The organism is Aerophototrophica crusticola, from assembly GCF_012913305.1.
GTDB lineage: Bacteria > Pseudomonadota > Alphaproteobacteria > Azospirillales > Azospirillaceae > Niveispirillum > Niveispirillum crusticola.
In genome coordinates this window covers 1,185,615-1,199,482 of sequence record NZ_CP051775.1, presented here as the reverse complement: position 1 = coordinate 1,199,482, position 13,868 = coordinate 1,185,615, and the positions used below count along the sequence as shown (strand labels likewise).

Below are 13,868 nucleotides of genomic sequence, written 5' to 3'. Positions count from 1 at the left end.
GGTCGTCAGGCGGTCGCGGCCGGGGCGGCAGCGGCGACCTCACGGCCGTCATAGTGGCCGCACGAGCCGCAGACGTGGTGCGGGCGCTTCAGCTCACCACAATTCTTGCACTCATTGTAGGCGGCGGCCGTGAGGGCGTGGTGCGAACGGCGCATGTCACGCCGCGACTTGGAGGTCTTCTTCTTGGGAACAGCCATGGTCTTACACTCGCGATGGGGACAGGCGGCCAAGCCCGACGCCCGGCCAAACAATGTTTTAGGCGGCCCCCGGGAGGGCCGCCTGACAGGAGCGCTTGAATACTGGAAACCACCAGCCGGGGCAAGCGCGAAACCCGTATTTATGACGGCTTCTTTAAGCGTGCAAGGGCGGCGAAGGGATTCGGCTTCGCCGGCTCGGCCTGGACGGGGGCGGAATCGGGCTCCGCACCCTCGTCGATCTCCTCGAAGCTGATGCCTGCCTTGCGCGGATAGGGGTCCAGCGCCAGGGACAGGTGCTGGGCCACCAGCTCGCCCACGTCGATGCGGCCGCCGGGCATGGCCTCGGGCACGTCCTCTTCCAGCATCTCCACGGAGAAGGTCATCTCCTCCTCTTCCTCCTCCTTGGGGAGAAGGTGGTCCGGGGCGAACAGGGCGCTGAACTCCTCCTCCACATGGGCGGGCACGGGGTCCAGGGTGACGACGCAGGTCTGCACAACATCCGCGGACAGGCTGCCGGTGACCTTCACCATCTCCCCCCGCACGCGGCGCAGGCGCAGGGTGGCGGTCAGGCTGTCGATGGCGACCAGGTCGAAGCGCTTGGCGAGGGCGGCCCGCTCCTCCGGCTTGGAATCGATGGTCAGGGACTTCCCGCCGGTGCTCACCGTGTCCGCGATGACGACGCGGGACATCTCGGGTGCGGACCCGCCGACGGTCTGGGGCTGGGACATTTCTAGGCTACTCCTGGGAATTACGTGTGTGACGGGCCTGGAGCCGGGGCGAAGGCCACCTCTCCGCCAACAGACGCGCAGGCGGGAAGGAATCGAGGGCGGCGGCCTGGGCGCGGACATAGGCCTCCATGGTCGCGACATCCGCCGGGTCGGGCAAGGTGGAGCCGTACAGGTTCCGGTCCAAGGCCTGGGCCAGGGCGTCGGGCGCGGCATCCGGCTTCATCGCCCCCTCATAGGCATTGATGCGGCCGTAGAAGTGGGAGGCCAGGTCTTTCACCTTCTCCCCCACCTTCATGTCGCTGACGCCCAGTTCCCGCAGGTTCAGGTCCATGTCGGCGAACATGAAGTCGAACAGGGCCTGGTTGAAGGCAGCCGCCTCTGGTCCCTGGTCGCGCAGGCGGCGCATCACCAGCCAGGCATGCAGGGCCACCAGCTCGAACCGGCCCTCCACCGTGTCCGGCACGTTGGCGACGGCGAAGAAGCCGGTTTCCCGCGCCTGCGCCACGATGCGGCCATAGAGTCCGGCGACGGTGCGCTCATGGCTGGTACGCTTGAACAAGCGGCTGAACACGGGTTGCCTCCGGGGCTCTCTCCGCCGCCGACCGGGCCGGCGGCGGGCCTTGGCTGTGACTGCTGGGCCGGCGTTGACACAGGGACGATCCCGGTGCCAATGTCACCCGGCCAGATAGGGGCCGGCGTCCCGACCGTCAAGCGCGGTCCTGCCTGATGTGCCCTGGTGCTGGGATGCGCCGGGCTGGCCCGTGCCGAACCAGACTGCCCAACCGATGGAAGCAACGTCCGAGTCCATGCGCAAGATCAACGCTCCGCTCCTGCTGACCGCAGGCCTCCTCGGGCTCGGCCTCGTCGGCTGCACGCCTATCGTCGCGACGCGGGGCAACATGGTGGAGCCTGAGCGGCTGGCCAAGGTGCAGCCGGGCGTCACCACCCGGGAGCAGGTCCAGTACACCTTGGGGTCCCCCACGGCCACCGGCACCCTGGACCCGAACACCTGGTATTATATCGGCCGGCGGACGGAGCAGACCGCCTTCTTCGCCCCGGACCTGGCGGAGCAGCGCGTCTACCGCGTGCGCTTCGACGATGCGGGCATGGTGAAGGCCGTGGACGAGATGGGTCGGGAGCAGGCCCGCGCCATTGACCCGGAGGAGAGCACCACCCCCACCATGGGCCGTGACGTGGGCATCCTGGAGCAGGTGCTGGGCACGCTGGGCGGCCCGACCAAGAAAAAGAAGGATGACAAGAAGAAGGGTCGCGGCGGCGGCTGATCGCCCTGCCCCTTTCAGGCATCGCAGACGACGATTGAATGGAAGAAGGCCCCGGGGATCGCTCCCGGGGCCTTTGTCCATGTTCCCGTCCCTCAGTCGCCCGGCGCCGCCGGCGGCTTGGCTTACGCGACCATCGGGTCGCGCGGCCGTGGGTCCTCCCGGTGGGAACCGGGAGGACCCTGGCGTCACGGGGCTCAGCCGCTGTGGGCCAGGATGGCCAGCAGCAGCAGCGCCACGATGTTGGTGATCTTGATCATCGGGTTCACGGCCGGGCCGGCCGTGTCCTTGTAGGGGTCGCCCACGGTGTCGCCGGTCACCGCCGCCTTGTGGGCGTCGGACCCCTTGCCGCCATGGTGGCCCTCCTCGATGTACTTCTTGGCGTTGTCCCAGGCGCCGCCGCCCGATGTCATGGAGATGGCGACGAACAGGCCGGTGACGATCACGCCCAGCAGCATGGCGCCCACGGCGGAGAAGGCCGAGCCCTTGTCTCCGGTGATGACCAGCACCAGGAAGTACAGCACGACAGGCGCCAGCACCGGCAGCAGCGAGGGGATGATCATCTCCTTGATCGCGGCGCGGGTCAGCATGTCCACGGCGCGGCCATAGTCCGGCTTGCTGGTGCCGGCCATGATGCCCGTGTTCTCCCGGAACTGGCGGCGGACCTCCTCCACCACGCTGCCGGCGGCGCGGCCCACGGCGGTCATGCCCATGGCGCCGAACAGGTAGGGCAGCAGGCCGCCCAGGATCAGGCCCACCACCACGTAGGGGTTGGCGAGGCTGAAGTCGACCGTCAGGTTGGCGAAGTACGGGTACTGGGCCGGGTTGGCGGTGAAGTACTTCAGGTCCTCGTTGTAGGCGGCGAACAGCACCAGGGCGCCCAGGCCGGCGGAGCCGATGGCGTAGCCCTTGGTCACGGCCTTGGTGGTGTTGCCCACGGCGTCCAGCGCGTCGGTGGTGACACGCACCTCCTTCGGCAGGTCGGACATCTCGGCGATGCCGCCGCCATTGTCGGTGACGGGTCCGTAGGCGTCCAGCGCCACCACCATGCCGGCCACGGCCAGCATGCTGGTCACGGCGATGGCGATGCCGAACAGGCCGGCCAACAGGTGGCAGATGACGATGGCGGCGCAGATGACGATGGCCGGGAGGGCCGTCGACTCCATGGAGACGGCGAGGCCCTGGATGACGTTGGTGCCGTGGCCGGTGGTGCTGCTCTGCGCCACGGACTTCACCGGGCGGTAGCCGGTGCCGGTGTAGTACTCCGTGATCCAGACGATCAGGCCGGTGACGGCCAGGCCCAGCACGCCGCAGATGTACAGGCTCATGCCCGTGAAGCTTTTCCCCGCCACGGTGAAGACGGTGGCGAAACCCTGGGGCAGGACCCATGCGGTGACCAGGGCGATGGCGGCAAGGGAGAGCACGCCGCACGCGATGAAGCCCTTGTAGAGGGCGCCCATGATGTTGTTGGAACTGCCCAGCTTCACGAAGTAGGTGCCGATGATCGAGGTGATGATGCAGACGCCACCGATGGCCAGCGGGTAGAGCATCGTCGCGTTCAGCAAGGCCGGGTCGGCGACAAAGAAGATGGAGGCCAGCACCATGGTGGCCACCGTCGTCACCGCATAGGTCTCGAACAGGTCGGCGGCCATGCCGGCGCAGTCACCCACGTTGTCGCCCACGTTGTCGGCGATCACGGCGGGGTTGCGGGGGTCGTCTTCCGGGATGCCGGCTTCCACCTTGCCCACGAGGTCGGCGCCCACGTCGGCGCCCTTGGTGAAGATGCCGCCGCCCAGGCGGGCGAAGATGGAGATCAGGGAGGCGCCGAAGCCCAGCGCCACCAACGCGTCGATCAGCGGGCGGCCGGTATAGCCAGCATTGCTGAGGACCCAGTAATATACCGCGACGCCCAGCAGGGCGAGGCCGGCCACAAGCATGCCGGTGACCGCACCGGCCCGGAAGGCGATGGACAGGCCCTGCGCCAGACCCTGGCGGGAGGCCTCAGCCGTGCGCACGTTGGCGCGGACAGACACGTTCATGCCGATATAGCCGGCAGCGGCCGACAGCACCGCGCCGATGACGAAACCGATGGCCACGTGCAGGCCGAGGAAGAAGCCCACCAGCACGGCGATCACGACGCCGACGATGCCGATGGTGGTGTACTGGCGGTTCAGGTACGCCCCGGCGCCGATCTGGATGGCCTGGGCGATTTCCTGCATCCGGGCGTTTCCGGGGCTGGCGGAGAGGACGGCGCGCGCCGTCACCGCCCCGTACGCGATGGCAAGCAGGCCGCATGCCAGTACGAAGTACAGCACCTCTGTTTGCATGGATTTTTCCTTACCCCGTTGGCGGCGCCACCGTCGCTTCTGGTCGGCGATTGGGCTCCCGGCGCCAGTTTTGTTCGTCAAAAATGACACGGGGACAAGGACATGGCAATCCGTCGCACTTGCGCCCGCACCATTTGGGCACGGGGTGCGCGGTTGTGTTGCATCTGGGATTTTATCAACTAACGGTTAAAAAGCAGCATGGTGGACCAGCCGCATCACCCGCGCAGCGCACCGATCAGAAGGCGGGGCGCTGGCTTACGGACTGGATCAGGACGTCCTGGACCATGCCAGGGCCCAGCACCTTCTCCGTCGCCTCCACCAGCTTCTGCTTCACATGGGGGATGTTCAGGATCTGGCCGTCCACTACCTGCCCCTGCTCGATCCCGCCATAAAGGGCCTGGACATAGGCGTCGATCAGCCTGGGGCGCTGGGCGCTGACCTGTTCGCGCTTGCTGTCGTTCTCCACCTCCAGCGACAGAACGATCATCACGTTCTGCTCCACCCGGGTCGGCCCCACCACGGGCACGATCATGGGGCCGACGGTGACGTAGGAAGGCGGGCCGGAGGGCTTCTTGGGCGCCTGCTCCTCCGCATGCTCCCCCTCTGGCTTGTTGAAGAGGAAGAAATAGGCCCCGCCGCCGGCGCCGACGAGCACCAACAGGGCGAGCAGGAGGAGGATGATCTTCTTCATGGGTCCACGGCACCACGGCAACGGACGCCACCTTACGCCAAAGGGGTAGAGGCGGCGACCTGATTCCTCCACGGGCTCGTGTCAACCATGCGGCATGGGCTGGGCCTTACGGCGGTTCAGAAATGTTGCCAGCCGCTCTTGCCCAAGGACAACGGCTGCCCCGCCCGGTCCAGCACCGACACGCCCTCCCCCACCTCAACCCGGCCGATGGCGGTGACGGGGACACCGGCCGAGGCTGCCGCGGCCAGGATGGCGTTCCGATGGTCGGCGGGGGCGGTGAACACCACCTCATAATCGTCCCCACCGGTCAGCATCTCTGCCAGCAGGCCCGGCCACTCAGCCAACAGTCCCAGCGCGGGATCCGATACGGGGACGGTGGCCGAGTCGATCACCACCCGCACGCCGCTGGCACTTGCGATGTGGCCCACGTCGGCCACGAGGCCGTCCGACACGTCAGCCGCGGCGCTTGCATGGGCGAGGAGCACCGGCGCCAGGGGAAGGCGCGGCTCGGGCCGGCGCAGGCGGGAGAGCAGGTAATCCCCGCCACCGACGCTGTCGGGGCGCTCCAGGGTGCCGAGCGCCAGCATCAGCCCCAGCACACCGTCACCGATGCAGCCGCTGACGAACACCAGGTCACCGGGCCGGGCCCCGGCCCGCCGCACCATCCGGCCCGTGGGAACCAGGCCCAACGCGCTGATGGTGAGGTTCATGGGGCCGGCGGTGGAAACGGAGTCGCCGCCGGCCAGGTGGATGCCCCAGCGGGCCTGCCCCTCCCCCAGCCCCGCGGCGAAGGCGGCCAGCCAACTGTCGGGCGTGTCCTTTGGCAGCCCGGTGACCAGGCTGTAGGCCAGCGGGGTCGCCCCCTTGGCCGCCAGGTCGGACAGGTTCACGGCCAGCAGCTTGTGCGCGATGTCGGCCGGCGGGTCGGAGGGAAGGAAATGGACGCCCGCCACCATGGCATCGGTGGTGACGACCAGCTGGTGCCCCAGCGGCACGTCCACCAGAGCCGCGTCGTCATTCAGCCCCAGGGCGCCAGGGAACCCGGCCGCCAATGGGCGCAGGTAACGCTCGATCCGGCCGAACTCCCCCAAGCCGGCGGGGGCCGAGGGGCCGGGGCCGCTCACGCCCGGCTGCCGCCGGCCTGCCGGGGCTGCATCTCCTCGGGACGCAGGGTCCGGGCCAGGCGGTCCAGCACACCGTTCACCATCCCCGGCTCCTTGCCGGAGAAGAAGGCGTGGGTGACGTCGATATAGTCGTTGATGACGATGTGCGGCGCCACGGTCGGGTTGCCGATCAGTTCCCACACCCCGGCGCGCAGGATTTCCTTGAGCAACAGCTCAAGCCGGTCCAGGGACCATTGGCCGGACAGGCTGCCGGTGAGCATCTGGTCCACGTCCGCGCCGCGAAGCTGGACGCCGCGGACAATGGCGGCGAACAGTTCCAGGTCGGCGGTCACCAAATCCTGCCCGTCCTGCTCCTGCCCAATGCGGTGGCGCAAGAACTCCCCGATCACCTGCTCGCTTGAGGTGCCGGCCAGGTCGATCTGGTACAGGGCCTGGACCGCCGCGAGCCGAGCCGCGCTGCGCCGGGCCTTGGCCGAGCCGGTCGGCTTGATCTTGGGCGGCGACGCCTCCTTCTGGGGGGCGGCGACACTCTTCTTGGCGCGGGGCGGCATGGGCAGGAGACCTTGGGACGGACGTGGGGGGCTGGCTCAGCGGGAGTAAAGGCGGAACTGGCGCTTCAGCTCGATCATGTCAAGGCAGGCGCGGGCAGCGCCCCCGCCCTTGTTCTTCTTATGCACATAGGCCCGGGTCCAGGCCTGCTCGTCATTCTCTACCGTCAGGATGCCGTTGCCGATGGCCAGGGTGTAGCGCAGGGCAAGGTCCTGCAGGCCACGGGCGCTCTCGTTGCACACGGTCTCGTAATGGGTGGTCTCACCCCGGATCACGGTGCCCAAGGCCACATAGCCATCGAAGCGGCGACGGCCGGAGTAGAAGTCCATGGAGCGGACGGCAAACTGGATGGCGGCGGGGATTTCCAGCGCGCCGGGGACGCTGAACACCTCATAGGTGGCGCCGGCCTGGTCCAGCTCAGCCTTTGCACCCTTCAGGAGTTCGTCGGCGATGTCCTCATAGAACCGCGCCTCGACGATCATGATGTGCGGAGAGTCCGCCATGGCCTTGCCCCCTCTACCTCAGTCTTCGCCCGACCCGTGCGGGGCGGTGGGTATGGACCGCTGGCCGACGATGGTCAAGCCATAGCCTTCCAGGCCCACGACGGTCTTCCGCGTGTTGGTCAGCAGCACCATTTCCTTCACGCCCAGATCGTTCAGGATCTGCGCGCCGACGCCATAGTCGCGCAGTTCCCCGACGGGGGCGTGCCGCCCGTGTCCAGGGCGCGCAGCCGGTCAGACAGGGAGAAGGGCTGGGCATCGCGCAGCAGGACGATGACTCCCCTGCCCTCCGCCGCGATCATGTCCATGGCCGCCTTCAGGTCGCCGCCGGGGCCACGGCCACGGTCGCCCAGCAGGTCCTTGACGATGTCGAGCGCGTGCATGCGCACGGCCACCGGGCCGGGGGCCGAGACGTCGCCCTTCACCAGGGCCACATGCTCCGCCCCGCTGATGCGGTTGCGGTAGATAACCATCTCGAACCGGCCGCCGAAATGGCTGTCCAGCACCCGGCGGTAGCTGCGCTCCACAAGCGTCTCGGTGCGGCGGCGATAGGCGATCAGGTCGGCGATGGTGCCGATCTTCAGCCCATGGAGCTGGGCGAATTTCACCAGGTCCGGCAGGCGGGCCATGGTGCCGTCGTCGTTCATGATCTCGCAGATCACGCCGGCGGGGCTCAGCCCGGCGAGCCGGGAAAAGTCCACCGAGGCCTCGGTGTGGCCGGCGCGCTCCAGCACGCCGCCGTCGCGGGCAAGCAGGGGGAAGACGTGGCCGGGGGTGACGATGTCCCGGCTGTCCGTCTGCGGGTCGATGGCCACCTGGATGGTGCGGGCCCGGTCAGCGGCGCTGATGCCGGTGGTCACGCCGGTGCGCGCCTCGATGGAGACGGTGAAGGCGGTCTGGTGGCGGGTGCCGTTCTGCTGCGCCATCAGGGGCAGGCGCAGCCGCTCGATCTGGCGGCTGTCCATGGCTAGGCAGATCAGGCCGCGGCCGTACTTGGCCATGAAGTTGATGGCTTCCGGCGTGGCCATCTGGGCGGGGATGACCAGGTCGCCCTCATTCTCCCGGTCCTCGTCATCCACCAGGATAAACATGCGGCCCTGGCGCGCCTCCTCGATCAACTCCTCGGCAGAGCTGAGCACGGGGCGGTCCTCCGCGGGCAGGCGGGTGTCGTCGGCGGCCATGGTCACTGGTCCTTCCCCACGAGGCGGGCCACGTAGCGGGCGAGCATGTCCACCTCGAAATTCATCAGATCCCCCGGCTTCAGGTTGCCGAAGGTGGTGTGCTGGCTGGTGTGGGGGATGATGTTGACCCCGAAGGTCGCCCCGTCCACCTCGTTCACCGTCAGCGACACGCCGTCCAGGGCGACGGAGCCCTTGGGCGCCACGTAGCGGGCCAGCGATTCCGGCACGCGGAAGGTCCAGCGGTGGCTGTCCCCCTCCGGCCGCACGTCCAGCACCTCGATCACACCGTCCACATGGCCATAGACCAAGTGCCCACCCAGCTCGTCACCCAGGCGCAAGGAGCGCTCCAAGTTCACCGGCGTGCCCACCTGCCAGCGGCCCAGCGTGGTCTTGGAGAGAGTCTCCGCCGACGCATCGACCGTGAACCAGCCAGGGCCCTTCTCCACGACTGTGAGGCAGACCCCGTTGTTGGCGATGGACGCACCCAGGGCTACCGCCTCCATGTCAAAGGCGGTCCCGATGGTCAGGCGGGTGTCGCCACGGCGCTCGATCCCGAGGACGCGGCCGACGTCGGTGATGATCCCTGTGAACATGCCCCGTAACCTAGGGCCGACGCCCCGATTCTGCGAGCGCTATTCCTTTGCGCGGGGCGCATGACGGGCCGGATGCCGTAGGTCGGGGTGAGCGCATGCGAACCCCGACAGCACTCACCACGCCCGTAGCATGTCGGGGTTCCCGTTGGTCACCCCGACCTACGGTATGACTCCAACACATCCTCCCCCGCCTGCCGGACGCTCACCCGCTCGAACCGCGGGGCGTCAGCCAGGGCGGTCAGGCCGAAGGGCATGGTGGCGGGGAGGCCGTCGCCGCCCAGGAGCAGGCCGGCACGGAACCATTCCACCCGGTCCACGAGGCCGGCGCGCACTAGGGACGCGGCGAGGCGGGCGCCGCCCTCCACCATGACGCGGGTCAGGCCCCTGGCGGCCAGGGCCTCCAGCACGGCGGCGATGGGCATCTCACCCTGGGGTCCGGCCGGCACCTCCAGCAGCTCCACCCCGCACTCCGTGAAGGCGCGGGCGCGGGTGGCGTCTGTGCCGCCCTTCTGGGTCACGACCCAGGTGGGGGCGCGGTCTGCGGTGCGGACGAGGCGGCTGGTCAGGGGTAGGCGCAGCCGGCTGTCCACCACCACGCGCACGGGTTTGCGGCCCTCCAGCCCCGGCAGGCGGACGGTCAGTTCCGGGTCGTCCGCCAGGGCGGTGCCGCTGCCGACCATCACGGCGTCATGCCGGGTGCGGATGGCATGCCCCCAGGCTCGGGCCGTCTCCCCCGTGATCCACTTGCTCTCGCCGGAGCGGGTGGCGATGCGGCCGTCGAGGGAGGTGGCGAGCTTCAGGGTGACCAGCGGTCGTTTCTCCCGCAGGCGCAGGAAGAAGCCCTCGTTCAAGGCCTCGGCCTCCGCCTTCAGCAGGCCGACGTCCACCTGCACCCCGCCCTCCCGCAGCCGGCGGATGCCGCCGCCCATGACGCGGGGGTCCGGGTCCTCACAGGCGATGACGGCGCGGGCGATGCCGGCCGCCAGCAGCGCCTCCGTGCAGGGAGGGGTCTTGCCGTGGTGGTTGCAGGGTTCCAGGCTGACATAGGCCGTGGCGCCGCGGGCGAGGTCCCCCGCCATGCGCAGCGCCTCCGTCTCCCCATGGGGGCGGCCGCCGGGGGCAGTGGCGCCGCGGCCCACCACTTGGCCATCCCGGACGATGACGCAGCCGACGCTGGGGTTCGGCCAGACCCGGCCCAACCCGCGCTCCGCCAAGGACAGGGCGGCGGCCATGTGGGCATGGTCCGCCGCCGTGAAGGGCGACCCCGACATGGCTTACCGGCCTCTCCTGCGCTGCCCGGCGGTCAACCCGCGTCGGCCGCGTCGGTCTTCAGCGTCTCCACGAACTGGTTGAAGTCCGCCACCTCGCGGAAGTCCTTGTAGACGGAGGCGTAGCGGATGTAGGCGACCTTGTCCAAGGTGCCCAGGCTCTGCATCACCATCTCACCGATCTGGGTGGAGGGGATTTCCGTCTCCCCCGACGATTCGAGCTGGCGGACGATGGAGTTGACCACCCGGTCGATGCGGTCCGCGTCCACCGGGCGCTTGCGTAGCGCGATCCGCATGGAGCGCAGCAGCTTCTCCCGGTCGAAAGGCTCCCGCGCGCCGCCGCTCTTCACCACGGTCAGCTCGCGGAGCTGGACCCGCTCGAACGTCGTGAAACGGGCGCCGCAGCCCGGGCAGAAACGCCGCCGCCGGATGGCCGAGTTGTCCTCGGTCGGACGGCTGTCCTTCACCTGGGTATCGTCATTCCCACAGAACGGACACCGCATCGCTCCCTCTCCCCCGTCTTGCCCTGTTCGGGCGTGCCGTTGTTCGGCTTATGGCCGCCCGCCGGTGGGCCCAGCGGGCGGGTGCTCAGTCACTCGGTCATCACAGGCCCGGATAGATCGGGAAGCGGCGGCACAGCTCCTGCACCCGCGCCCGCACCCGGCCCTCGGCCGCGCTGTTGTCGCCGTTGCTCACGGCCAGCGCGTCCAGCACCTCGACGATCATGTCGCCGACCTGCGCGAACTCCGCCGTGCCGAAGCCGCGGGTGGTCGCCGCCGGGGTGCCCAGGCGGACGCCCGAGGTGACGAAGGGCTTCTCCGGGTCGAAGGGCACGCCGTTCTTGTTGCAGGTCATGCCGGCATGCTCCAGCGCCGCTTCCGCGGCCTTGCCGGTCAGCTTCTTCGGGCGCAGGTCCACCAGCACGATGTGGCTGTCGGTGCCGCCGGAAACGATGTCCAGGCCGCCGGCGACCAGCCGCTCCGCCAGGACGCGGGCGTTGTCCACCACCGCCTGGGCGTAGGCCTTGAACTCCGGCCGCAGCGCCTCACCGAAGGCGACGGCCTTGGCGGCGATCACATGCATCAGCGGACCGCCCTGCAGGCCTGGGAAGACGGCGGAGTTGAACTTCTTGCCCAGGTCTGGGTCGTTGGCCAGGATCATGCCGCCGCGGGGGCCGCGCAAGGTCTTGTGGGTGGTGGTGGTCACCACATGGGCATGGGGGAACGGGCTGGGATAGACCCCGGCCGCCACCAGCCCGGCATAGTGGGCCATGTCCACCATGAACACGGCGCCCACCTCGTCCGCGATCTGGCGGAAGCGGGCGAAGTCGATCTGGCGGGGATAGGCGGAGCCGCCGGCGATGATCAGCTTCGGCTTGTGCTCCCGCGCCTTGGCGGCCACGTCGTCATAGTCGATCCGGTGGTCGTCGCGGCGGACCCCGTAGGAGACGACCTTGAACCACTTGCCGGACTGGTTGGCAGGGGCCCCGTGGGTCAGGTGGCCGCCGGCCGCCAGGTCCATGCCCATGAAGGTGTCGCCCGGCTGCAGCAGCGCCATGAAGACGGCCTGGTTGGCCTGGGCTCCGGAGTGGGGCTGGACGTTGGCATACTCGCAGCCGAACAGCTTCTTGGCGCGATCAATGGCCAGCGCCTCCGCCACGTCCACGAACTCGCAACCGCCATAGTAACGCTTGCCGGGATAGCCTTCCGCATACTTGTTGGTCAGGACGGAGCCCTGGGCCTCCAGCACCGCGGCGGAGACGATGTTCTCCGACGCGATCAGCTCGATCTGGTCCTGCTGACGTTGCAGCTCATGCCGCAGGGCCTGGTACAGGTCCGGGTCGGTGTCGGAAAGCCGGTCGGCGAAGAAGCGGGAGCCCTGGTGCATGTCCATGATCATCGGTCCTTGACTACGGGGCGTGCCGGTCAGCAGAGCTTCTCGACCCGCCGTGCATGGCGGCCACCCTCGAAGGCGGTGGCGAAGAAGATGGTGGCGCAATCCTTGGCGACCTCGATGCCCGTGGTGCGGGCGCCGAGGACCAGGACGTTGGCGTCGTTGTGCAGGCGGGAGAAGCGCGCGTCCGTCGTGCTGTGGCAGAGCGCGGCGCGGATGTGCCGATGCCGGTTGGCGGCGATGCTGATGCCGATGCCGGTGCCGCAGACCAACAGGCCCTTCGTGGCGCGGCCATCCTTGACGGCCGCCGCGACGGCGTCCGCGAAATCGGGATAGTCGACCGAGGCCGGCCCTTCGGTGCCCAGATCCAGCACCGTATGGCCGGCACCCTCCAGCATTTCCTTCAGCGCGGCGCGCATCTCCAGCCCGGCATGGTCGGAGGCGATGGCGATGGTCTCTCGCGGCGAGTCGGTAGCCATGATGGTTCCGTTCTTCCCAAACCTGGGGGGTCGTCCGTGCGGGGGACCCTATCAGATGGACAGTCCCCATTCCAGTTCCCCCGCGACCGGGGACCGCAGCCCCGCCCTGCCACGGGCGCGCGTCTGCCCGCGGGGAGATGGGCAAGACTCCGTCCCGCCGCCGCCTGAGGAATGGGCAGCACGGAAAGGTTCACGCCAAAGCCGTCCCTGACAGCCCCCAACCCAGCTCAAGTCCAGCGCTTCCCGGCCGGGAGCATTAGGGGAGCCTGGATTGCCGTGGCCCGACTCGGATCGGCCGCCACAAGCAATCGCGTGGGATGCTGCGGGTCCCGTGTTGCAAATTTGTAATCTCAGCCATATCGACGCGTATGTCGCCCCGTACACGGCTACTACAGATGTCTAAGCCGTGCAGTCAGACAGAGGCGCCACGGCGCGGGGAAAGGACCGGTTCAGCGGGTCAACTTGTGCAAGAAAGTGTGGATAAGTAAACCTAAGGAAGACATGCTGTATTTTTCATTGACAGCCCAAGCGACACCGTGCGAAGCGGGACTACGTCCACACGAACACCCAGGGTACTTGCAATGACGGACCAGCAGGCCAATGACCTCCAGGTGGCTGAGCTTCTGCGCATGACGGCGGAGATTGTCTCTGCCTATGTGGGCAAGAACTCGCTTCCGACGCAGCAGATCCCGGAGGTGATCAATACCGTCTACACCTCCCTCACCGGCCTCCAGGGCACCCCGCGGGAGACGCAGTCGGAGCCGCAGCGCCCCGCCGTGCCGATCAAGAAGTCGGTGACGCCCGAATACATCGTCTGCCTTGAGGACGGGAAGAAGCTGAAGATGCTGAAGCGGCATCTCCGTTCCACCTACAATATGACCCCGGACGAGTACCGTGCCAAGTGGGCGCTGCCGCCGGACTACCCCATGGTCGCGCCGAACTATGCTGCGCAGCGGTCGGAATTCGCCAAGAAGATCGGCCTGGGCCGCGGTTCCGCCCGCACCACCCGCCGCCGCGCGGGCTGATCGGACCGCCGAAGTAACGATTAAGGGCCGCGA

The 13,868-nt window shown here is 68.5% G+C and carries 15 protein-coding genes and 1 pseudogene; 2 read left to right on the top strand and 14 right to left on the bottom strand.

Annotated features, from left to right (window positions below; all coding sequences use genetic code 11):
* Positions 1 to 5 precede the first annotated feature (5 nt).
* From rpmF to HHL28_RS05805, 3 genes are all read right to left on the bottom strand, one after another.
* A complete protein-coding gene (gene rpmF / locus HHL28_RS05815) occupies positions 6 to 197 on the bottom strand; it encodes a 50S ribosomal protein L32 (protein WP_075769315.1) in 192 nt (63 codons plus the stop codon).
* A gap of 140 nt (positions 198 to 337) precedes the next feature.
* Positions 338 to 925 carry a YceD family protein gene (locus tag HHL28_RS05810; RefSeq protein WP_075769314.1) on the bottom strand — a complete coding sequence of 196 codons (588 nt, stop codon included), beginning with the start codon at positions 923 to 925 and terminating at the stop codon, positions 338 to 340.
* Between the two features lie 7 nt (positions 926 to 932).
* Positions 933 to 1,496, bottom strand: coding sequence for a ubiquinol-cytochrome C chaperone family protein (locus tag HHL28_RS05805; RefSeq protein WP_169654856.1), 564 nt, complete (start codon positions 1,494 to 1,496; stop codon positions 933 to 935).
* Between the two features lie 235 nt (positions 1,497 to 1,731).
* On the opposite strand from HHL28_RS05805, the gene HHL28_RS05800 reads away from it, so the two are divergent.
* Positions 1,732 to 2,208 carry an outer membrane protein assembly factor BamE gene (locus HHL28_RS05800; RefSeq protein ID WP_075769312.1) on the top strand — a complete coding sequence of 159 codons (477 nt, stop codon included), beginning with the start codon at positions 1,732 to 1,734 and terminating at the stop codon, positions 2,206 to 2,208.
* A 194-nt stretch (positions 2,209 to 2,402) separates the two neighbouring features.
* Here the strand turns inward: HHL28_RS05800 and HHL28_RS05795 are convergent, their stop codons facing one another.
* The 11 genes and pseudogenes from HHL28_RS05795 to rpiB all read right to left on the bottom strand — a co-directional run bounded on the left by HHL28_RS05795 (position 2,403) and on the right by rpiB (position 12,810).
* Positions 2,403 to 4,532, bottom strand: coding sequence for a sodium-translocating pyrophosphatase (locus tag HHL28_RS05795; RefSeq protein ID WP_075769311.1), 2,130 nt, complete (start codon positions 4,530 to 4,532; stop codon positions 2,403 to 2,405).
* Between the two features lie 235 nt (positions 4,533 to 4,767).
* On the bottom strand, positions 4,768 to 5,223 hold the full coding sequence (locus tag HHL28_RS05790; protein WP_075769310.1) for a flagellar basal body-associated FliL family protein: 456 nt from the start codon (positions 5,221 to 5,223) through the stop codon (positions 4,768 to 4,770).
* A gap of 116 nt (positions 5,224 to 5,339) precedes the next feature.
* On the bottom strand, positions 5,340 to 6,347 hold the full coding sequence (thiL, locus tag HHL28_RS05785) for a thiamine-phosphate kinase (RefSeq protein ID WP_075769309.1): 1,008 nt from the start codon (positions 6,345 to 6,347) through the stop codon (positions 5,340 to 5,342).
* Entirely contained in the window at positions 6,344 to 6,898 is a 555-nt protein-coding gene (nusB, locus tag HHL28_RS05780) for a transcription antitermination factor NusB (protein WP_075769308.1), read from the bottom strand. The genes thiL and nusB overlap by 4 nt, the downstream gene beginning before the upstream one ends.
* A 36-nt stretch (positions 6,899 to 6,934) precedes the next feature.
* Positions 6,935 to 7,399 (bottom strand): 6,7-dimethyl-8-ribityllumazine synthase, encoded by a 465-nt coding sequence (locus tag HHL28_RS05775; protein WP_075769307.1) that lies wholly within the window; start codon positions 7,397 to 7,399, stop codon positions 6,935 to 6,937.
* Positions 7,400 to 7,417: 18 nt separating this feature from the next.
* Positions 7,418 to 8,577, bottom strand: a pseudogene (gene ribB / locus HHL28_RS05770) (3,4-dihydroxy-2-butanone-4-phosphate synthase).
* Positions 8,578 to 8,579: 2 nt separating this feature from the next.
* Entirely contained in the window at positions 8,580 to 9,170 is a 591-nt protein-coding gene (locus HHL28_RS05765) for a riboflavin synthase (protein ID WP_075769305.1), read from the bottom strand.
* Between the two features lie 149 nt (positions 9,171 to 9,319).
* A complete protein-coding gene (gene ribD, locus HHL28_RS05760; protein WP_083698823.1) occupies positions 9,320 to 10,441 on the bottom strand; it encodes a bifunctional diaminohydroxyphosphoribosylaminopyrimidine deaminase/5-amino-6-(5-phosphoribosylamino)uracil reductase RibD in 1,122 nt (373 codons plus the stop codon).
* 32 nt (positions 10,442 to 10,473) lie between these two features.
* Positions 10,474 to 10,941: a transcriptional regulator NrdR gene (gene nrdR, locus HHL28_RS05755; RefSeq protein ID WP_075769304.1), complete on the bottom strand. Its 468-nt coding sequence runs from the start codon at positions 10,939 to 10,941 to the stop codon at positions 10,474 to 10,476.
* A 100-nt stretch (positions 10,942 to 11,041) separates the two neighbouring features.
* Positions 11,042 to 12,331, bottom strand: coding sequence for a serine hydroxymethyltransferase (gene glyA, locus HHL28_RS05750; protein ID WP_075769466.1), 1,290 nt, complete (start codon positions 12,329 to 12,331; stop codon positions 11,042 to 11,044).
* Positions 12,332 to 12,363: 32 nt separating this feature from the next.
* Positions 12,364 to 12,810, bottom strand: coding sequence for a ribose 5-phosphate isomerase B (rpiB, locus tag HHL28_RS05745; RefSeq protein ID WP_075769303.1), 447 nt, complete (start codon positions 12,808 to 12,810; stop codon positions 12,364 to 12,366).
* A gap of 581 nt (positions 12,811 to 13,391) precedes the next feature.
* On the opposite strand from rpiB, the gene HHL28_RS05740 reads away from it, so the two are divergent.
* Complete coding sequence (locus HHL28_RS05740; protein WP_075769302.1) at positions 13,392 to 13,835, top strand: MucR family transcriptional regulator; 444 nt, start codon at positions 13,392 to 13,394, stop codon at positions 13,833 to 13,835.
* Positions 13,836 to 13,868 lie beyond the last annotated feature (33 nt).